Consider the following 19,599-nt stretch of genomic DNA (forward strand, 5'->3'; position numbering starts at 1 on the left):
AGACCAGTGCACGACGGCGACCATGGGCAACGGAGCCACTGGTCGAGACGGAGGGCGGGACGACATGAATCAGCGTTGGCGTATCGGAGCCGTACTGTGGGTGGCCAGCGCAGTACTGCTGCCGATTCAGGTCATCGTCGCCCTGCAGTGGCCGCAGGGGTATTCGGTGACGGCGAATGCGATCAGTGACCTCGGCGTCACCGTCTGCGGACCCTTCACCGAGGGCGGACAGCCTCGGGAGGTGTGCTCGCCCTGGAATCCGGTTTTCAATATCGGAATGGTCCTCTCCGGAGCACTGACCGCGCTCGGTGCCGTATTGCTCCACGGGCGATGGAATAGCCGATCCGGGCGTGCCGGCACGATCCTCATGGCCGTGGTCGGTCTGTGTGTCGTCATCGTCGGCTTCGCCCCGTGGGATCTTCAGCCGGCGCTCCATGACAGTGCTGCCCTGGTCCAGGCACTGGCACAGTGGATGGCGATGATCCTCCTCGCCGTCGCAGCCGGCAGGGGACTCTTCCGGGGGCTGACCATCGCCTCCGTCATCGTCTCCGTTCTCGGTTTCGCAGCGTTCCTTCTCGCGCTCGATGGTACGGCGATTCCCGGATTGAGCTTCGGCATCGCCGAGCGCCTTTCCTTCGACACGCTCACCGTGTGGACCGCAGCCGTGGGCATCGCCGTTCTCGTCGGACGCGGCCACCTCGGCGATCCCAGCGAGAGCGGCCGGCCGGCACGATTGAACTGATGGGTGCGAGCCGGCACCAGCCTCGGCGCCTCGAAGAATGCGAAAGGCGCCGCGATCACGCGGCGCCTCCGAAAGGGTGGACCGGGGTCTCGGCTCCTCGGGCTCGGCGGCGAAGTCACGGAACCAAAGAGACGAAGTCGAACGCCGCTGACCGCCAAGCAGATAGACGACATTCACACGGCCCGTGACAACGGTGAGAGCTTCATGTCAATCCCGCAGCGGTTCGAGGCTAACCGGACAACCGGATGGAAGAAGACGGCACGCACCGTAGGGCCCTCCACCGCAGATCTCTCATGACCCGCCGTGGAAACCGCGAATGACATAGTCTTGAGGCAATATCGCCCCTGATCTATAATGGTGGAATGTCTTGGGACGTGCGGCTCTGGGAAGACGTGGAGTCGTGGGTCCTGAGGCTGGATGACGAGACCTACAACCTCGTCGCTGCCGCGATCACCCGGCTGGAGTCCGAAGGGCCTACGCTCGGGCGACCGACGGCAGATCGGATCAAGGGGTCCCGGCATCACAACATGAAGGAGCTGCGGCCCGGATCGGCGGGACGCAGCGAGATCAGGATTCTGTTCGCCTTTGATCCGAAGCGCAGGGCGATCCTGCTCATCGCCGGAGACAAGGCAGGCAGATGGAAGCAGTGGTACGACGTGAACATCCCGATCGCCGATGACAGGTTCGATAAGTGGCTGACGGATGAGGAGGAGTGAGATGAGCACCAAGACGAAGACCACCGCATGGAGTGACGTGCGCACTAAGCGCCCCGTCGACGAGACCGCTGTTGCCGAGCACGTCGCCCAAATGGAAGCTGAGGAACGCGCCTACCGGCTCCGCGAGATCCGCGAAGAGCAGGGAGTGACGCAGAAGGAACTCGCCGACCGGATGGCGATCACCCAGCCCACGATCTCCGCGCTCGAAGCGGGCGACCTCGACCGTTCGGGCCTCGCGACCCTGAAGTCATACGTCGAAGCGCTTGGCGGAAGTATCGAAGTAATCGCGACCTTCGGCAACCGCAAGGTCGTTCTCTCTACCCGGCCATAGGCGCCGATCTATGACGAACTGCGCAATCCGCTTCATACCTCGCTGAATGGGAGGCTGCTGCCGTAGAGGTACACCACGCCTCGGCAGGGGCGCCCAGCCGTTGCGCCCGAACTCGCTCATGGAATTGACCACTTGTGGTGACGCCAAGCCTGCCATCAGCATCGATTTTTCATGCGGCAGCTCCGATTAGGTGGTTGGGGCCAGTCCCGGATGCGACAGACCGAGCTGGCCGTCCGAAGCCGCGGAAACCGCGGAACCCACACTCGCAGTCATAGCCATGTCTGACGGTCCCTGGTGAGCCCGTACGGCTCCACGCGAGACACTTGTTGTCCTATAACCGGAACGATGACGTGAAACATCAGCGTGATGACCGGAACGATGCCTGGAGACAGACCCGGGCCAGAAATGAGAAAAGTGCCGCGACATCGTAGGAACGATGTCGCGACACATCACATACGTGGAGCTAAGGGGAATTGAACCCCTGACCTCTTCATTGCGAACGAAGCGCTCTACCAACTGAGCTATAGCCCCTGACTGGATCCAACTCTAGCCCCGAGGACCCGGGTTGCACAAAATGACGACACGACCGCCTCGGCTAGGGCGGACCGACGACGCCCCGCAGTGGGCACAACCGACCATGTGACGAAACGTTTGACTCTGACACCGGCGCAGTACAGGCTGTGATTGACACCACTGATGAGAAGGAGCGGCAATGGCACAGGAATTCGGAATCGTCGTCATCGGAGCGGGCATCGGCGGAGGTCAGGTCGTCGAAGCGCTGCGCAACGACGGGTTCGCCGGGACGATCGCCCTCGTCGGCGCCGACCCCCTTCCCCCGTACTACCGTCCGGACCTGTCGAAGAAGGTCATGCTCGAAGACACCGACCCCGCCGATTCCGCCCTGCGCGGCCCAGAATGGTATCCCGCCCACGACGTCACAACGTTCTTCGGCGACGTCGCCACACAGCTCGACACCGATGCGCGCACCGTCACCCTCGCCTCCGGCGAGGAGCTCACCTACGGTCAGGTGATCCTCTCCACCGGCTCGACGCCGCGCACCCTCCAGGTGCCCGGCGAGGACCTCGCCAACGTCCACACGCTGCGCAGCGCCGGCGATGCAGTGGCCATCCGCTCCCAGTTCGGCGACGGCCGCAAGGTCGTCATCGACGGCGGCGGCTGGATCGGACTCGAAGTCGCCGCTGCCGCCCGCTCCCACGGCTCCGACGTCACCGTCGTCGTCCGCGACGCCCCACCTTTGAAGAAGGTCCTCGGCGAGGAGATGGGCCAGTACTTCGAAGACCTCCACATCGCCCACGGGGTGACGTTCCTCGACAACGCCGAGATCACAGGATTCACCGGCGAGGAGGCGGTGTCCGCGGTGCAGACGACCCAGGGCGAGATCCCCGCCGATCTCGTCGTCATCGGCATCGGCGCAGAACCGACGATCGAACTCGCCGAGGCGACCGACATCGAGATCGACAACGGCATCCCCGTCGACGAACGCATGCGCACGAACACCGGCAATGTGCTCGCGATCGGCGACATCGCCAACGCCTTCAACACCCGCCTGGACTCGCGCATCCGCGTCGAGCACTGGGACAACGCGGTCCGTCAGGCCGACGTCGCCGCCTCCACGCTCACCGGCGGCGACAAGGTCTACGACTGGGAACCATACTTCTACACCGACCAGTACGACCTCGGCATGGAGTACGTCGGCCACGGCTCCGGTGACGACGACGTCGTCATCCGCGGCGACAAGGACTCCGGCGAGTTCATTGTCTTCTGGCTCAAGGACGGCACCCTCACCGCCGCGATGAACGTCAACATCTGGGACGTCAGCGACGAGCTGCGCGCCCTCATCGGCCGCGACATCGCCCCCGAGCGCCTCGCCGACGAATCGGTGCCGCTGACCGAACTGTGAGGCGAGTCCACGGGCACACGACCGTTCCCTCCGCGATCGTCATGGGTGCTCGCGTATCATCGCCGCGTCGCGAGCCCGTTGTCGGAGGCGAACGCGCACAGGTGCGCGGCGAAGGCCGCCGGGTGGCTCTTGTGCCACTCGTGGCCAACCCCAGGCACGAACGACAGAGCGGCTTCGGGGATGCCTCGGGCGAGTTCACGCGCAGCGGCGCGGTTAGCGAGGTCCCGGGTGCCGCACCAGACGCCTGTCGGCACCGTGATCGCCGGTAGCGCTGCGCTGAGATCGAGGCCTTCGACCGCGGCGAACATCGCAATCACCTGCCGCTTCGTCACCCCTGAGCCTGCGAACGCCGACTCCGGGACGAAGCGCTCGGCGATGAAGCGCTGGAGGCGCATGAGCCTCTTCGGCGGTCGCACTTGGCCGCCGGAGAGAACGAGACCCTGGACGCAGCCGGAATCGTCCCGCGCTGCCACCTCGGCAGCGATCATCGCCCCCAAGGACAGTCCGCACAGCACGACCGTACGCTCCGCAGGAAGCTGTCGACCGATCGCTTCCACCGCCGCACCTAGAGCGAAGCGACCGTCGTCGGTCTCTCCCGCCGCCCCGAGATCCGGGGCGAGCACGCGCCAGGTCAAGGGCAACGCCGCGATAACCGCATCCCATGCAGCGGCGGTCTCACCAGCGCCGTGGAGGAGGACGAGCGTGGGTTGAGTCATCACCGCGCCTTTCGCCGTGGATCGGTGTCACCAGCCTATGGCATGGTGGAAACCATGGACGCCCTCTTCGCCGACGACGCCTTCGACCGCGCCCCACGGGTCATCGCCCCGGGCGCGGTCTGGCTGCCCGGCTTCCTCGACGAGGCAGGGCAGGCGTGGATCATCCGTCAGTACGCGCAGTGGCGATCGGGCCCGGTTCCCCCGCACGCGACGACGATCCGCGGGCATCCGATGAGCGTGACGACGATCGGGCTCGGATGGCACTGGCGACCTGGCCGCTATGACCGCGAGGCCAAGGACGTCAACAACGAACTAGTCCTCCCGTTCCCCGACTGGATGACCCGGCTGGGTCGCCAGGTCATCGATGCCGCCGCCGAGGCGGTCGCCGCCGACCCCGACTCCCCCGCTTCCGCGCCCGCCGCCTGGGGGCTCGATCCGGGCGCGTACGACCCCGACGTCGCGCTCGTCAACTACTATGACGAGAACGCGAAGATGGGCATGCACCAGGACAAGGACGAACACGACCCAGCGCCCGTCGTCTCACTCTCCCTCGGCGACACGTGCACGTTCCGCTTCGGCAACACCGAGACGAAGAACCGCCCGTACGAGGACATCCGCCTCGCCTCGGGCGACGCCTTCGTCTTCGGCGGCCCCGCCCGCTTCGCGTTCCACGGAGTGACGAGGATCCACCCGGACACGGCACCGTCCTACGCCAGGCTGGACGACCTCGGCGGGGGCAGGATCAACATCACGATGCGCGCGACGGGACGGAAATAGGCGAGAATCGGGGTGTGAGAACCCTGAAACTCCCCATCGCCCTGTGCGCTCTCATCGCCCTCGGATTCGCCGGCGCCCTCTTATGGCCGGTGTTCGCGTCCGATCCGACCGAAGGCCCCGAGGCGCTGCCGAGTCCTGTCACGATCGACGACCCGACGATCAGCGACGCGCTTGACGACTACTTCACGGCCCTTGACGTCGTGCGCGTCTGTGATCAACCTGAGCGGTCCTGCCCCGAGGACGGCGCGAACGAACTGCGGGGCTACCGGCTCGATGAGCTCAAAGGGATTCTCACCGACAGGGAGTACACGGAATCCCTCACGGCCGCGAACACGGACTTCGCCGCCTACACCGTGACAAGCACCGGGTCCACCACGGTCATCGACCTCGAAGCCGTCCACGTGTGGACTCCCACGGACACTGCAGAGGGGTCAACCGGTTTCGCCGACTACCGGAGAATCTCGCTCGCCCGGGGCTCAGGATCGGCGTGGAGGGTCACCGATGACGTGGTTCTGCCCGACGCCTCTCTGATCGGCGAGGAATAGTCCCCACCGACGAGGAAAAGCAACGAGGACCCTGCGACCACCGAGGCACCCGGCTCACCCGAACAGGGTCTGCCCGATCCAGCCGCCCTCGGACACTCCCGGCGGGATCGCGAAGAGACCCGAACCGGTGTGGAGGAGGTATTCGCTCAGCGCATCCTGCTTTGCCAGCCGGTTCTGCATCGGCACGTAGTCGGCAGCGGGATCGGCGACGAAGGCGATGAAGAACAGGCCCGCGTCGAGGTTGCCCTGGGCATCGGCGCCGTCGGCGTAGTTGTACCCGCGGCGCAGGATCTGCGTCCCGCCGTTCTGCTTGGGATGGGCCAGGTGGACATGTGAGGTCACGGGGATGATCGGCTGATTGCCGGCACCGGCCATCGCGAAGTCCGGTTCCGTGAACTCCTCACCCCCAGACAGGGGCGCCCCGGTCATCTTCGTGCGCCCGAAGATCCGCTCCTGCCCATCGAGGCTCTCCCGGTCCCACGTCTCGATGTGCATCCGGATCCGCCGCGCCACGAGGTAGCTGCCGCCGTCGAGCCACGACCCGTCGCGCACCCACACGTGCTCATTCAGCGCTGTGTTCTCATCCGAGCGGATGTTGGCTGTCCCGTCCTTGAACCCGAAGAGGTTCCGCGGAGTCTCCTGCTCCGGCGAGGTCGACGCCGTGCGCCCGAAGCCCAGCTGCATCCACCGCGTCGAGACGATCCCGAAGCCCATCCGGATGAGATTGCGCACAGCATGGACGGCGACCTGCGGATCATCCGCACACGCCTGGATGCACAGGTCTCCCCCGACCCTCGCCTCGTCGAGGTTGTCACCGGGAAAGTGCGGCAGCTCGATGAGCCCGGCCGGCAGCCGATCGCCGAGGCCGAAACGGTCCTTGCCGTAGGCGTCGACGAAGAGGCTGCGCCCGAACCCGATGGTCACCGTGAGATGCCCCGCGCTCAGTCCCTGCGCCTCCCCCGTGTCCTCGGGCGGAGCGTAGCGCGAGCCGCCGGCCACGCCGTCGGGGACGACGGGCAGCCCCTGACTGAGGTTCGCCGCCGCAGACGTCCACGTCTTGAGCAGATCGATGAGCTCGGTCCGATCCTCGGTGAGGACGTTGACCGCGGCGAAGCACATCCGATCCTGCGCCTCGGTGACGATCCCGGCCTGATGCTTCCCGTAGAAGTCGACGACGTCCCTCTCGGCCCCGACCGCCTCGGTGATCGGATCATGGGCGAAGAAGCCCGCAGCGGCACCCGCCGCGAGCGTCCCCGCACCCACCCCGAACATCGCCCGTCGGGAGACACCAGGCCGGTCGTTCATCAGCCCACCACTTTGTCGGTGAGCTGTGACAGCGGCTCCGAGAGTGCGTTGACGGAGTCGGAGAGCTTCTTCACCTCGTCCTGGCTCAGCTCGGTGTAGAGGACGAACCCGTCGCCTTTGCGATGCGAATCGAGCAGCGTCTGCAGATCGGTGAATCGGGTCTTCAGCGTCTCATCGAGGTCCTTGTCCCGGCTGGCCAGCAGCGGCTGGAGATCCTCATAGGCGACGCGGGCACCGTCGACGTTGGCCTGGAAGTCCCACAGGTCGGTGTGCGACCACGCCTCCTCCTCGCCGGTGACCTTTCCGGTCGCAACCTCGTCGAGGAGCTCCTTCGCACCGTTGGAGAGCTGATCGGGGGTGAACGTCATCGACCGGGTGCGGTCGTAGAGGATCTTCGTGTCGGCGACGAGGAGGTCGGCGTACTTGACCCGATCCGCCTGGCTCATCGCGGTGTAGCCGTCCTTCGGCGGCCACAGGTCCTTCTCGATCCGGTGCCAGCCCGTCCACTCCTGACCCTCTTCGAGGTCGGCCTCACGGAGGTCGAGCTTCGGGTCGAGGTCACCGAAGGACTCCGCGACCGGTTCGATGCGCTCCCAGTTCGTCCGCGTCTTCGGGTAGAGCTCGCGGGCCTTGTCGTCGTCGCCGTCCTTGTACGCCTTCGCGAACTCCTCGGTGCCGGTGAGCAGCTGCTCGGTCTGATCCTTGACGTAGGCCGCGTACTGCGTCGTCGCCTGCTCCGCCAGCTGCGAATCCTCGGCGCTGACCTGCTCACCGCCCTTGCCCTTCGTCACCGTGAAGTCCCCGCGCAGACCCTCACCGACCATGCCCGGCTTGCACGCGGTGAAGTACTTGCCCTCAGGTGCGGTGACCGTCAGCGAGCGTTCGAGACCCGGGGCGATGTTCTCGACCTCGCCGATGATGCGCAGACCGTCCTCGCCGAGGAGATAGAACTCCGTGACCTTCGAGCCTTCGTTCGTGACGTCGAACTTCAGGGTGCCGGCCGGTGCCTCGGTGGCCGCGACATCGCACTTGTCGTCGGTGCTCGTCACCGCGATCGCACCGTTCGACTGGTCGTTGGGTTCGCAGCCGCTGAGCACGATCGAGGCGCCGAGGGCGATGACGACGGCGGTGCCGGGGTTGAGTGCTTTCATTTCCGTCCTTGGGTGTGGTCTCCGCAGGGGTCCGCGGAGGCGGGGTATGGGTGGTGAAGTGGTCCGCGCAGTGGGCGGCGGTGCAGGGGGTCTCAGGCCGCGGCGACTCCGCCGGGAGCCTTCGCCGGTGCCGGTTTCGGCGAGGAGCGCAGGCTGCGGACGAAGAAGGCGCCGACGACGATGACGTAGAGCCACCACACGGTGAACTCGACCCACGTCGTGGCCGGGGAGAAGTTGAAGATGCCCTTGAGGAGGACGCCGTACCAGCTCGTCGGCGGAATCGTCTCGGAGACGTCGAAGGCGAGCGAGTTCAGCCCCGGGATGACCCCGGCTTCCTGCAGGTCGTGGAAGCCGTAGGCGAGGACACCGGCGGCGATGACGATGAGGAACGCCCCCGACCAGCGGAAGAACGCCGAGAGGTTGAGGCGCAGCAGGCCCTTGGCGATGAGCCAGGCCAGGAGGATCGCGATGACGATGCCGGCGACCGCGGCCAGGGTGAGCCCGAGGGCCGAGGTGCCCGCCGAGGTGTTCGCGCGGGTCGCCGCCCACAGGAAGAGCGCGGTCTCGAGGCCCTCACGGCCCACGGAGAAGGCGCCGAGGATGACGAGGCCGATGAGCGGACCGTCGAGGGCCTTGTCCGCCGCCGCCCGCAGCTCACCGCCGAGGCTCTTCGCCGTCCGCGCCATCCAGAAGATCATCCACGTGACGAAGCCGACGGCGATGATCGACAGGGTGCCGCCGATAAACTCCTGGGCTTCGAACGTCAGGGTCGAGGGACCGAAGGTGAGGAGGGCGCCGAAGGCCAGGGAGACGAGGATCGCCGCGGCGATCCCCCACCACATCGCGCGGATCTCGCGGGTCCGGCCGATCTTACCGAGGTAGCCGATGAGGATGCTCACGATGAGAGCGGCCTCAAGGCCCTCGCGCAGGCCGATGAGAAACGTCTGGAACATTGCTGGCTTTCTGCTGAGATTTCGCGCCGTGTCTGCGGCTCGCTCATCCTAGCATAGGACAGCCTTACTTAAACCCCGGTTCGACCGTGGAAAAGACCGTCGGCCGCGGGCCCTCGAGCCTGCCCACGCTTGGGCACCGGAGGGGCTCAGCCCTCCGGGACCTCAGTCGCCCGATTTCGGCGCGGCAGTGGGATCCGGGTCCTCGATCCCCTCGGGCGGCTGCGCCAGTCGGTTCGGCGAGGTCTTGCGGTAGATCGGCTGCCCGGAGAGCACACTGGCGCGCGAGAGCGTGTTCGATGCGACCGAGGAGACGATGACGAGGCAGAGGATCGTGACGATGAGGATGATCAGCGAGGTCACGCTGAAGCCCTCGACGTAGACGTCGCTGACATAGGCGGCCAGAGCGATGAGCGGCATGCCCAGGCCGGTGGCCTGGGAGAAGACGTTGATCCGGGAGAGGGCGTCGCGGACCCGGAACATCGCCAGCGCCGAGGCGAGGACGATGAGGGAACCGGAGATCCCGAAGACGCCGACGAGGATCGTCGCGGTGAGTTCGTTCATCAGCGGTGCCCCCTGGTGAGGATGCGGGACAGGGCGATGGTCGCGAGGATCCCGACCATCGAGGCGAGGAAGATGATGTCGAGGATGATCGAGGACGAGACGTGGATCCCGATCATCGTCAGCATCCCGATCGCCGAGAAGTACACGAGGTCGCTGACCACGGCCCGCGAACCGAGGTCCTTCGCGGTGACGACCCGGATGAGTCCGACGACGATGGCTGCGGCAAGGATGATCTCGCAGATGATCGCGATGACGGTCATGGCGTTCTCCTCTCCTCATCGGGATCGACGAAGGCGGCTTCGACGTCGGCGACGGCCGAGGCCGCACTCTGCGGGGCCCGTCCCCGCGTCATCGCCAACAGCCTCGACTCCATGTCGTAGAGGCCCTCGAGCGCCGCTTCCTCGGAGTCCTCGAAGAGCGCGTGGACGAAGAGCACGGGCGGGGTGTTCGCGGTGCCCGCGGCGATCGCGGTGACCAGCGTGCCCGGGGTGATCGTGATCGACGACGAGAACAGGGTGACCTCGAGGTCGGTGCGGCACCGCAACGGCACCTCGACGATCATCGGCTCCGCGTACGGCCTGCGCACCCGGAAGAGATGCCCGATGACCTTGCCCGTGCCGACGATGATCGCCCAGAGGATGTAGAAGACGTAGGACACGCCGTTGACGAAGCGCCTCATGGTGACGTCACCGCCTCGATGTAGTTCGTGTGGTCGAGCAGTCCCTCGGCGACCCGCGCGGTGACCTCGAGCAGCGGTTCGGGCCAGACGAAGATCGCCACCGACAGCGCGATCATGATCGTGCCGGGCACGAGCAGGCGGGCGGGGATGCGCAGCGAATCGGGGATCTCCTCCGTGGGAGCACGTCCCGTCTCCGCGGAGTCGGGCCGGTAGCTCTGCATGGGCGGACCCCAGAACGTGTTCCGCCATGTCCGCTGGAGGGCGAACATCGAGATGAGCGCGCCGATGACGATCGCCGCGACGATCCACCACCCGGCCGCACTCCCGACGGCTGTCGACGCGGTGATCAGGCCGATCTTCCCCCACATGCCCGAGGTCGGCGGCAGACCGATGAGGGAGAAGAGCCCGAGGACCATGAGCACGCTCGCCCACTTCTCCCGACCGGCCAGGCCGGAGAGCTTCTTGAACGAACCGGTGCCGTAGGTCTGTTCGACCGCCCCCATGACGAGGAGGAGGCCGGCCATCGTGATCATGCTGTGGACCATGTAGAACGAGCCCGCGGCCAGGGAGGCGACCGTGATGAGGGCGACGCCGACGAGCGTGTGGCCCACACTGGCCGTCATCTGGAAGGCGAGCACATTGCGGACGCGGTTCTGGCCGAAGCCCGACAGCGACCCGACGATGATGCTCGCGATGACGATGACGACGATGACGTTCGCCCACGCCGGAGGCTCCCCGTAGACGCTCGTGCACACCCGGTAGATCGCGTAGAGCGCAACCTTCGAATGGAGACCGGAGAAGAGCGCCATCATCCCCGCCGAGGTGTTCGGGTAGCTGCGGGCGAGCCAGCCGTGGAACGGCGCGCCGCCGGCCTTGACGAGGAGGGCGAAGAGGACGACGCCGAGTGCCAGCTGCCCCTGCCCGGTGGGCGTGCCGAGGCCGGCGAGGACCGCGAGGTTGACCGTCCCGGTGGCACCGTAGACGAAGCCGACGCCGATGAGCAGGATCGTCGAGGTGAGCAGGTTGACCATGACGAACATGCGGCCCACGCCGAGGCGACGCCACGTTCCCGTGACCGCGATGAGCGCGTAGGCGGGCAGGACCATGACCTCGACGAAGACGAAGAAGTTGAACAGGTCGCCGGTGAGCAGGGCCCCGTAGACGCCGGTGAGCATCATCATGATCAGGGCCGGGACGAACCGGTACTGGTCCTCCCCGGTCGCGATGAGGAAGAGGCAGCTGACCAGCGCCGTCAGCGAGGTGAGCACGAGCATGAGGGCCGTGAACGAGTCGGAGACGAACGGGATCGCCAGACCCGGGATATAGCCGCCGACGTCGTGGGCGATGACCGGGATCCGCTGGTGGAGGACGAGGAGCCCGATGCCTGCGAGCCCGACGAACGAGGGCACCGCGAGCATGAGAACCCGGTCGAGGGTGCGGGAGGTGATGAGCACGCTCAGCGCCGAGGCGAGGAGCGGGATGCCGACGAGGAGGAGCAGGAGGGCGGAATTCACGATTCGCGCACCTCCCCCGTCTCGGGCGCCCGCTTCTGGTCGTCGTCATGGCCGAGCACGGCGAGGGCGAGCATGAAGATCGTCACCGCCAGGGTGATGACGATGGCGGTGAGCACGAACGCCTGCGGCAGCGGGTCGGCGGCGAGGCTCTGGTCCCCGCGTCCGGCCAGCGGTTCGACGCGCCAGGCGCCGACGCCGGCGGAGAGCAGGATGAAGTTCGCGGCGTGCGAGAGCAGGGTGAGCCCGAAGACGCCGCGCACCATGGAGCGCTGCATCATGAGGTAGACGCCGCCGGCGGTGAGGACGCCGATCGTAATGGCCAGGATCATCGGTCCCCCTCGGCTGTGGTCGGGGCTTCGCCGCGGTCGAGCGGGGCGTTGCCATGGAGTATGTGGGTCGTCGAGGCTCTCACCTTCCGGTCGGAGCCGCGTCCGACGATGCGGTCGCCGCGGCGGGGGCGCTCACCCCTGATCGACTCCATCGGGCCCTTGAGCTCCCCGTAGAGGAGTTCATCGGCGCGTTCGCGGGTGCGTTCGACGTCGCGGCGGATGATGCCGTCGGTGAGCACATCGTCACCGGCCGGGGTGGCCGCGGAATCGGAGACGCCGAGGAGGTTGAAGGAGAGCAGGATGAGGCCGAGGACGGCGAGGTAGACGCCGACGTCGAAGAGCAGGGACGAGGTGTACTTCTGCCCGAAGATGTAGACCTGCATCGGTTCGAGGAACGATCCGGCGAGCACGAGACCGAGGAGGCCGGTGAGGATCGCGATCGAGATGCCGATGCCGATGAGGTAGAGCGGGGCCCGCGGGGGTCCGATCGCCCGGTCCTTGGCCGTGGACATGTAGAGCAGGCCGATGACCGCCGAACCGATGAGGGCCGCGATGAAGCCGCCGCCGGGCTCGTTGTGTCCGCGCCAGAAGATCAGCGCCGAGGTGATGACGAGGAGGGGGCCGAGGACCTTGATCGTCAGCTGCAGCGGGATGACGTTGGGCCACGCCTCGTGGACGCCGCGGTAGGCGCTCGTGCCCTTCGGTCGCACCGTCACCCACGCCCGCCTCGGCGGTTCGGGGATGTTCTCCGCCGGCGGGTCGATGTAGCGGTCCTTGACCGTCGACATCACCGCGACGATCGCGATCCCGGCCATGCCGAGGACGGTGAGCTCGCCGAGCGTGTCCAGGGCACGGAACTCGACGAGGATGGTGTTGACGATGTTGTGCCCGCCGCTGATCTCCGGGGCGTTCTCGATGTAGTACATACCCACCGAGGAGCGTTCGCGACGGCCGTTGAGCGCGAGCGTGAGCAGGGTGACCGCGGCGCCGACGAGGATCCCGAAGACCGCGCGGGTCGACTGCAGGCGCTTCGAGTACCGCCAGAAGGAGCGGGGCAGCTTCTGCAGGACGAGCATGATGACGATGATCGTCATCGCCTCGACGAGCAGCTGCGTGAGCGTGACGTCCGGGGCCCCGAGGACGAGGATCTGCACGGTCGCGAGGATGCCGACTGCCGAGAGGGCGACGACGGTGGTCAGCCGTGAGTGCGAGGTGCACACGACGAGGACGGCGATCGTGATGAGGACGAGGAGGACGATGTCGGGTGCCCGCCACAGGTTGTCCTGCAGCGGCGGCAGGCTCGGGTAGATCGCCGGGACGGAGACGAAGGCAATGAGGGCGAGACCGCCGAGGCTCATCGCCAGATACGGTCCGGAGTTCATCGGGCGGGCGAAGATGCTCAGCCCGCGGCCGAGGCGGATGAGGCCGAGCACGATGCCGTTGATGACGTCGGCGCCGTCGAAGCCCAGTCGTGCCCGGTGGAAGAACGCGAAGACCTTCGAGCGGTTGATGATGAGGATGATGCCGATGACGATGATGAGCGCCGAGGCGTAGAGCTCAGGGGTGAACCCGTGCCAGAACTTCACGTGCACCTCTTCGGGGGTGCCCGGGATGGCGGCGGCGACGACCTCGGTGAGCGGGGTGTCGAAGACGAAGAGGACGAAGCTCAGCGGCAGCGAGGCGACGATCGGCAGGCCTGCGGCTGCGAGCATGACCGGTGAGGAGTGACCGAGTTCGGACTTCGTCACCGGTTTGCCGTCGATGAAGGCGCCCCACACGGTCTTCGCGCAGTAGGCGAAGGTGAGCACGGAGGCCGCGACGGCGCTGGCGAAGAGGATCCACCCGGAGGCGGGGACCTCGAAGAGCGCGGTGAACAGCGATTCCTTCGACACGAAGCCGAGCAGCGGCGGGATGCCCGCCATCGAGGCGCAGCCGAGCACCATGACGGTGAAGGCGACCGGGGCGGGTCCGATGAGACGGGGGATGCGGGTGAGTTCGCGGGTGCCGGCGAGGTGGTCGACGACGCCGACCATCATGAACAGACCGGACTTGAAGAGTGCGTGGGCAATGACGTGGAGGGCGGCTGCGGCGATCGCGGCTTCGGTGCCGACGCCGATGACGGCGGTGATGAGGCCGAGCTGGGAGACCGTCGAGTACGCCATGAGCTTCTTGACGTCGTGCTGGTTGAGGGCGAACCACCCGCCGATGAAGGCCGTGATGAGGCCGGCACTGATGAGGATGACGTTCCAAGCCGGCGTCGCATGGAACGCGGGCGAGAAGCGCATCATGAGGAAGATGCCGGCCTTGACCACGGCCGCGGCGTGGAGGTACGCGGAGACCGGGGTGGCCGCGGCCATCGCATCGGGCAGCCATGAGTGGAACGGGAACTGCGCGGACTTCGTCATCGCCGCGATCGCCACGAGGACGGCCACGAGCGTCGTCACCGCCGGCTGGTTCGCCCAGACATCGGAGACGAGGGCCTCGTGGAGGTTCGTCGTCCCGGTCACCGCGATCGTCACCCCCACCGCGACGAGCAGGGTGAGGCCGCCGATGAAGGTGATGAACAGGGTGCGCAGCGACGGCGCCTGTCCGGGTGAGCCGGAGCGGGCGATGAGGAAGAACGAGGCGAGGGAGGTCAGCTCCCAGCAGATGAAGAGGACGATGAGGTCGTTGCTGAGCACGAGCGCGACCATCGAGAACGTGAAGACGACCATGAGCCAGTAGAAGCTCAGGGTGCCGGGGCCCTGCGGCAGGTAGGCCGTCGAGTAGACGAAGACGATCGCACCGATGATCAGGGCGATGTAGGTGAAGATCACGCCGATGCCGTCGGCGCGCAGTGCCATGTCCACACCGAGACTCGGCGCCCACGGCAAGGACACCTCGGGGGTGGTGCCGGCCATCACCTCGGCGGCGGTGGGCGTGAAGAGCGCGGCCACACCGAGGTATGCCGCAGCCAGCGGCCATCCGGTGGCCCGACCCATGAGGCGGGTGAGGAACGGGGTGAGGATGACGAGGGCGGCGAGTGCGATAATCGTTAGGATCATGACCGGAGCCTCAGGGCTTCGGACGCAGGTGCTGGTTCCTTCACTCACTGGCCCTTCGTCGCGGCGAACGCTCACTTTCGAATGTTCAGACTATCGACTCGGAGTTCCATGAGCAAAAACTCAGACGGCCCCCAGCCCCCTGGACCCATTCGGGTCTTCTTCGATGCCCGGTTCACCAGGACCACCCATCATGACGGCATCTCCCGCTACGGTTCGTGCCTGCTCACCGCACTGCTCGAGGCCACCGCGGGCACGGACATCGAGGTCACGGCGATCATCAGCGACGAGGCCCAGCTGGGGCTGCTGCCCGAGTGCACCTGGGTGAAGCTCAACTCCCCTACCTCCCCCGCCGAGGTGGGGATCGCGAAGTCGCTGAACGACTTAGGGGCCGACGTGGTGTTCTCGACGATGCAGGTCATGGGGTCGATGGGCCGCCGCTACGGGCTCATCCTCACCGTCCACGACCTCATCTACTACTCCCATCCCCTGCCGCCGGCCGACCTGCCCGCCCCCGTGCGTCTGCTGTGGCGGCTCTACCACCTCAGCTACGCCCCGCAGCGTCTCCTGCTCGACCGGGCCGATGCCGTGGCAGCGGTGAGTGAGACGACGAAGGCGCTCCTGGCCGACGAGAGGCTGACGAAGCGGCCGGTGCGCGTGGTGTCGAACGCCGCCGAGGTGACGGCGGCCGAGAAGCGCACCGTCAACCGTGCGCACGCGAAGTCCCTGGTCTACATGGGTTCGTTCATGCCGTACAAGAACGTCGAGACGCTCATCCGGGCGCTCGAACATCTGCCGGGCTGGACCCTGCACATCGCGAGCCGGATCGAGGGTCGTCGCGAGGCACAGCTGCGAGCACTCATCCCCGACCGCGCCCGGGTCGTCTTCCACCGCGGGATCAGCGACGAGACCTATGCCGAGCTGCTCGAGTCCGCGACCGCGCTCGTCACCGCTTCCCGGGCGGAGGGGTTCGGGCTGCCGGTCATCGAGGCGATGGCCAAGGGCGTGCCGGTAGCGGTCTCCGACATCCCGATCTTCCACGAGATCGCCGGGCGGGCCGGCGTGTACTTCGACCAGGACGATCCCGCGTCGATCGCCGCTGCGGTGACGACGCTGACAGACCCGCAGGAGTGGGAGGAGAAGGCGGCCGCCGGGCAGGAGCAGTCGCAGAGGTTCGCGTGGAGCGATTCGGCCGAGGCCCTCGTCGACCTCATCCGCGAGGTGCATGCGGGACGGGCGTGAGCCTCAGAGCGGGGGCGTCCCCCAGTGGCGGAGCACCCAGCGGTCTCCGGTGAACCCGAACTCCCCGTGCCCGCAGTTGCCGAGCACGGCGAGCCGACCGGTGCCGGTCATCTCGAGCAGCTCTTCGGCCGCACCGCGCAGCACCGCACCGTGGGCGACGATGACGGTGACCTCGGCGTCGGATCCGGTGACGATGTCGGTGATGGCGGCGGCGACCCTGTGGGCGGATTCGGTGCGCGTCTCTCCCCCGGGCGGTCGCGTGTCGGCGCCCGAGAGCCACGTGTGGAGCTCATCGGGCCACGACTGGGTGATCTCATCGCGGGTCAGCCCCTCCCAGTCCCCGAACGAGGTCTCCCGCAGGCGGGCATCGCGTCCCACGCTCAGCCCCACTCGGGAGGCGAGGGCATCAGCGGTCGCCGCCGCTCGGACGAGGTCGGAGGAGACGATGAGGTCCGGTCCGAGTTCGGCCAGGTCGGCCGCGGCACGAGCGGCCTGGTCTGCCCCGACCGCGTTGAGCGGGATGTCGGACTGGCCCTGGAAGCGCCCGGCGAGGTTGTAGTCGGTCTGACCGTGACGCCAGAACACGACGGTCCGCGTCATCGGGGGTCGGTCTCGCCGTCACCGGCCGAGTCGGCCTCGGCGGGGGCCGCCTCGGCGATGCTCACGTCGATGACGGGGACGTCCTTCCACAGGCGTTCGAGCGCATAGTATTCGCGCTGTTCGGAGGAGAAGACGTGGACGACGATGTCGCCGTAGTCGAGCAGCACCCAGTCGCCGGATCCGCGGCCCTCACGGCGCAGCGGCTTGCGGCCGCATTCCTTGAGGAGGGCCTCTTCGACGGCGTCGACGATCGCGGAGACCTGTCGTTCGTTCTCCGCGGAGACGATGAGGAAGGCGTCGGTGATGTAGAGGGTCGAGCTGACATCGAGGGCGACGATGTCGGTGCCGAGCTTGTCGTCGGCGGCCTTCGCGGCCGTCCGGAGGAGTTCAGTCGTGGTGTCCACGCGGTCCTTTCAGGGAGGTCACAGCAGCATGACGAGTGCGATGACGATGAGGGCGATGGCGAAGAGTGCGGCGATGCCCAGCACGACAAAGGGTACTTTGGACGGCTCTTCGCCGACAAGGATCTGCCCGTCGTAGCCGGTCACGGCACTGGCCTTGATCCGCGTGCCGGGAGGGTTCTCGGTCTCTTCGTCTTCGTAGTCGGGGTTCGGCAGCGCCCAGGCTTCGGGCACGGCGTCCATGGGCCGGGTCTCGGGATTCGCGGCGAGGGCGCGGGCGGCTTCGTCGGCCGTCTGCGCGGAGTCGGCGGTGTCGCTCGCCCGATCGTCGTCGGTGCGCTCCTCCCGGCGTGCCGTCGGAGGCGCGGGAGTCGTCTCGGTCGCAACGACCTCGGTGACCTCCGTGGCCTTCGGGGTCTCGGTGACCTGCGCCGAGGCGGCCGTGACGACGCGGACCCCCGAGGTCGTCGGCGGCTGGACGATCGGCATCCGGCGTGAGCGCGTCGACGGCTCTGCCTGCCTGCCGGTGTCCGCGGCCTTCTCCTCGGTCGGGGTCGGAGGCAGACTCAGCGCATCATCGGAGCTCGGCTTCTCGGTCGCCTCGGCGGGCTTGGCGACGGTGTAGCCGGCCGGTGCGGACTCGGCAGGGCGCGAGAGAGCGTCGTCACCGGAGGCCGGACGCGGTGCGGAGTCCGCGGTGACCGGGGATTCGAAGTCCCGCGCGGCCACCTCGTCGGAGGTGCCGCCGAAGCCGGCGGTGTCGAAGGATTCGTGTTCGCGCGGCGCAGTCACGGTCTGGGCGTCGGCGCCCTCGGCATCGGCGGCCGCGGTCTCCTCGGGCGTCGCGATGACGGGGATCGCCCCTGTCGAGAGGTCACCGTCGAGGGAGAGCCCGTGCTCCTTCAGGTAGCGTTTGCGGGCGGCTCGCGACTCGAAGTGCGGCAGCGGTGCCCGCCTCGGGTCCAGACGGTCCTCCGCGTTGACGGGGGGCCTCTCCTGCGGAAGGTGATCGGAGGCCAGGGCTCCGCGTTCGTGCGAGATGCGCTCCGCCGGGGCCGGATCGATCCGCGAGGCCGGAGCAGCGTCGTCCTTGTCGGCAGCGCCGTCGTTCTTCACAGCCGCCGCGTCGTTCTGCTCGGCGTTCTCAGGCGCCGGTGCGGACGGACTCGGTGCGGACGGCGGGGTCTGCGGCGCAGGAGCGCTCGACGCGGAATCATCCTGTACCGGACCGCTCGGCGCGGGCGCGGGCGCGCTCGGTGCGGTGGGCAGGTCTCCGGGGGCGCTCGTCGCCGACGGCGCGGCCGCCTCGGCGGGGGCCTTGGGCTTCTCGGTGGGACGCTGCGGCGGGGTCAGCAGGTCGGCGCGGTTGGTCTCGGTCGGCTGTGCAGGGGTGGACCTGGCCTCGAACTCCTGTTCGGCCGCCAATCGTTCGGCTTCGCGCCTGGCACGCCGTGACGTGAACTGCTCTTCAGCCATTATCACTCCTGTACAGATCGTGTTTCGCGATGTACTGCACCACGCCGTCGGGCACGAGGTACCAGACCGGCGCGCCGTCCATCACCCGTTGTCTGCAATCCGTTGACGAGATCGCCAGCGCCGGGATCTGCGCCAGTGACAGACGGTCGACGGGCAGACCCTCGCTGCGCAGTTCGTGGCCGGGCCTGCTGACTCCGACGAAGTGCGCCAAGGAGAACAGCTCATCGACATTCTTCCACGTCAGAATCTGAGCCAAAGCGTCCGCGCCGGTGATGAAGAACATCTCCGTGTCCTCATCGAGCGTCGCGGTGAGGTCGCGCAGGGTGTCGATCGTGTACGTCGGCCCGGGCCGGTCGATGTCGACACGGGAGACCTTGAACCGCGGGTTCGACGCCGTGGCGATGACGGTCATGAGGTACCGGTGCTCGGCATCGGTGACCGCTTGGTCGTCCTTCTGGTAGGGCCGTCCGGTGGGGACGAAGATCACCTCGTCGAGGTCGAAGGTCGATTGGACCTCGCTCGCCGCGACCAGGTGTCCGTGGTGGATGGGGTCGAAGGTGCCGCCCATGACACCGACCCGACGGGTGCGCTCTGCCATA

21 protein-coding genes and 1 tRNA gene are annotated in these 19,599 nt (G+C 67.3%); 7 read left to right on the forward strand and 15 right to left on the reverse strand.

Going from position 1 to position 19,599, the window contains the following annotated elements:
* Nucleotides 1–64 precede the first annotated feature (64 nt).
* The 3 genes from AAHA49_RS16640 to AAHA49_RS16650 all read left to right on the forward strand — a co-directional run bounded on the left by AAHA49_RS16640 (nucleotide 65) and on the right by AAHA49_RS16650 (nucleotide 1,789).
* Entirely contained in the window at nucleotides 65–742 is a 678-nt protein-coding gene (locus AAHA49_RS16640; protein WP_342039041.1) for a DUF998 domain-containing protein, read from the forward strand.
* 362 nt (nucleotides 743–1,104) lie between these two features.
* On the forward strand, nucleotides 1,105–1,458 hold the full coding sequence (locus AAHA49_RS16645) for a type II toxin-antitoxin system RelE/ParE family toxin (protein ID WP_342039042.1): 354 nt from the start codon (nucleotides 1,105–1,107) through the stop codon (nucleotides 1,456–1,458).
* A 1-nt stretch (nucleotide 1,459) separates the two neighbouring features.
* Nucleotides 1,460–1,789 carry a helix-turn-helix domain-containing protein gene (locus AAHA49_RS16650; RefSeq protein ID WP_342039043.1) on the forward strand — a complete coding sequence of 110 codons (330 nt, stop codon included), beginning with the start codon at nucleotides 1,460–1,462 and terminating at the stop codon, nucleotides 1,787–1,789.
* 458 nt (nucleotides 1,790–2,247) lie between these two features.
* Here AAHA49_RS16650 and AAHA49_RS16655 read toward each other — a convergent pair.
* Nucleotides 2,248–2,320 (reverse strand) — tRNA-Ala (locus AAHA49_RS16655).
* A gap of 181 nt (nucleotides 2,321–2,501) precedes the next feature.
* Between AAHA49_RS16655 and AAHA49_RS16660 the strand changes: the two genes are divergently transcribed.
* Nucleotides 2,502–3,710 (forward strand): NAD(P)/FAD-dependent oxidoreductase, encoded by a 1,209-nt coding sequence (locus AAHA49_RS16660; RefSeq protein ID WP_342039044.1) that lies wholly within the window; start codon nucleotides 2,502–2,504, stop codon nucleotides 3,708–3,710.
* Between the two features lie 56 nt (nucleotides 3,711–3,766).
* Here AAHA49_RS16660 and AAHA49_RS16665 read toward each other — a convergent pair whose 3' ends face one another.
* Complete coding sequence (locus tag AAHA49_RS16665) at nucleotides 3,767–4,426, reverse strand: alpha/beta fold hydrolase (protein WP_342039045.1); 660 nt, start codon at nucleotides 4,424–4,426, stop codon at nucleotides 3,767–3,769.
* A 54-nt stretch (nucleotides 4,427–4,480) separates the two neighbouring features.
* On the opposite strand from AAHA49_RS16665, the gene AAHA49_RS16670 reads away from it, so the two are divergent.
* Together AAHA49_RS16670 and AAHA49_RS16675 are read left to right on the forward strand one after the other, a co-directional pair.
* Entirely contained in the window at nucleotides 4,481–5,203 is a 723-nt protein-coding gene (locus tag AAHA49_RS16670; protein WP_342039046.1) for an alpha-ketoglutarate-dependent dioxygenase AlkB, read from the forward strand.
* A gap of 14 nt (nucleotides 5,204–5,217) precedes the next feature.
* The gene (locus AAHA49_RS16675; RefSeq protein ID WP_342039047.1) at nucleotides 5,218–5,748 is read left to right on the forward strand and encodes a hypothetical protein; all 531 of its coding nucleotides are present in this window, start codon (nucleotides 5,218–5,220) and stop codon (nucleotides 5,746–5,748) included.
* A gap of 54 nt (nucleotides 5,749–5,802) precedes the next feature.
* On the opposite strand, the gene efeB is transcribed toward AAHA49_RS16675, so the two are convergent.
* The 9 genes from efeB to AAHA49_RS16720 all read right to left on the reverse strand — a co-directional run bounded on the left by efeB (nucleotide 5,803) and on the right by AAHA49_RS16720 (nucleotide 15,284).
* On the reverse strand, nucleotides 5,803–7,053 hold the full coding sequence (gene efeB / locus AAHA49_RS16680) for an iron uptake transporter deferrochelatase/peroxidase subunit (protein WP_342039048.1): 1,251 nt from the start codon (nucleotides 7,051–7,053) through the stop codon (nucleotides 5,803–5,805).
* On the reverse strand, nucleotides 7,053–8,204 hold the full coding sequence (efeO, locus tag AAHA49_RS16685; protein WP_342039049.1) for an iron uptake system protein EfeO: 1,152 nt from the start codon (nucleotides 8,202–8,204) through the stop codon (nucleotides 7,053–7,055). Before efeO ends, efeB begins: the two co-directional genes overlap by 1 nt.
* A gap of 92 nt (nucleotides 8,205–8,296) precedes the next feature.
* A complete protein-coding gene (gene efeU, locus AAHA49_RS16690; protein WP_342039050.1) occupies nucleotides 8,297–9,157 on the reverse strand; it encodes an iron uptake transporter permease EfeU in 861 nt (286 codons plus the stop codon).
* A 162-nt stretch (nucleotides 9,158–9,319) separates the two neighbouring features.
* Complete coding sequence (locus tag AAHA49_RS16695; RefSeq protein ID WP_342039051.1) at nucleotides 9,320–9,718, reverse strand: cation:proton antiporter; 399 nt, start codon at nucleotides 9,716–9,718, stop codon at nucleotides 9,320–9,322.
* Nucleotides 9,718–9,978 (reverse strand): MrpF/PhaF family protein, encoded by a 261-nt coding sequence (locus tag AAHA49_RS16700; RefSeq protein WP_339391795.1) that lies wholly within the window; start codon nucleotides 9,976–9,978, stop codon nucleotides 9,718–9,720. Before AAHA49_RS16700 ends, AAHA49_RS16695 begins: the two co-directional genes overlap by 1 nt.
* Entirely contained in the window at nucleotides 9,975–10,397 is a 423-nt protein-coding gene (locus tag AAHA49_RS16705; protein WP_342039052.1) for a Na+/H+ antiporter subunit E, read from the reverse strand. The genes AAHA49_RS16700 and AAHA49_RS16705 overlap by 4 nt, the downstream gene beginning before the upstream one ends.
* Complete coding sequence (locus AAHA49_RS16710) at nucleotides 10,394–11,911, reverse strand: monovalent cation/H+ antiporter subunit D family protein (RefSeq protein ID WP_342039053.1); 1,518 nt, start codon at nucleotides 11,909–11,911, stop codon at nucleotides 10,394–10,396. The genes AAHA49_RS16705 and AAHA49_RS16710 overlap by 4 nt, the downstream gene beginning before the upstream one ends.
* The gene (locus tag AAHA49_RS16715) at nucleotides 11,908–12,240 is read right to left on the reverse strand and encodes a sodium:proton antiporter (RefSeq protein WP_339391798.1); all 333 of its coding nucleotides are present in this window, start codon (nucleotides 12,238–12,240) and stop codon (nucleotides 11,908–11,910) included. The genes AAHA49_RS16710 and AAHA49_RS16715 overlap by 4 nt, the downstream gene beginning before the upstream one ends.
* Nucleotides 12,237–15,284, reverse strand: a complete 3,048-nt coding sequence (locus AAHA49_RS16720) for a DUF4040 family protein (RefSeq protein WP_342039054.1) — start codon at nucleotides 15,282–15,284, stop codon at nucleotides 12,237–12,239. Before AAHA49_RS16720 ends, AAHA49_RS16715 begins: the two co-directional genes overlap by 4 nt.
* Before the next feature lie 108 nt (nucleotides 15,285–15,392).
* On the opposite strand from AAHA49_RS16720, the gene AAHA49_RS16725 reads away from it, so the two are divergent.
* Complete coding sequence (locus AAHA49_RS16725; RefSeq protein WP_342039055.1) at nucleotides 15,393–16,523, forward strand: glycosyltransferase family 4 protein; 1,131 nt, start codon at nucleotides 15,393–15,395, stop codon at nucleotides 16,521–16,523.
* A 3-nt stretch (nucleotides 16,524–16,526) separates the two neighbouring features.
* Here AAHA49_RS16725 and AAHA49_RS16730 read toward each other — a convergent pair whose 3' ends face one another.
* The 4 genes from AAHA49_RS16730 to nadD are packed head-to-tail and all read right to left on the reverse strand — an operon-like array spanning nucleotide 16,527 to nucleotide 19,598.
* Nucleotides 16,527–17,123 carry a histidine phosphatase family protein gene (locus AAHA49_RS16730; RefSeq protein ID WP_342039056.1) on the reverse strand — a complete coding sequence of 199 codons (597 nt, stop codon included), beginning with the start codon at nucleotides 17,121–17,123 and terminating at the stop codon, nucleotides 16,527–16,529.
* On the reverse strand, nucleotides 17,120–17,527 hold the full coding sequence (gene rsfS / locus AAHA49_RS16735) for a ribosome silencing factor (protein WP_342039057.1): 408 nt from the start codon (nucleotides 17,525–17,527) through the stop codon (nucleotides 17,120–17,122). The genes AAHA49_RS16730 and rsfS overlap by 4 nt, the downstream gene beginning before the upstream one ends.
* Before the next feature lie 18 nt (nucleotides 17,528–17,545).
* The gene (locus tag AAHA49_RS16740; RefSeq protein ID WP_342039058.1) at nucleotides 17,546–19,000 is read right to left on the reverse strand and encodes a hypothetical protein; all 1,455 of its coding nucleotides are present in this window, start codon (nucleotides 18,998–19,000) and stop codon (nucleotides 17,546–17,548) included.
* Entirely contained in the window at nucleotides 18,993–19,598 is a 606-nt protein-coding gene (gene nadD / locus AAHA49_RS16745; protein WP_339391804.1) for a nicotinate-nucleotide adenylyltransferase, read from the reverse strand. Before nadD ends, AAHA49_RS16740 begins: the two co-directional genes overlap by 8 nt.
* Nucleotide 19,599 lies beyond the last annotated feature (1 nt).

This window comes from Brevibacterium ammoniilyticum, from assembly GCF_038429965.1.
Taxonomy (GTDB): Bacteria; Actinomycetota; Actinomycetes; order Actinomycetales; family Brevibacteriaceae; genus Brevibacterium; species Brevibacterium ammoniilyticum.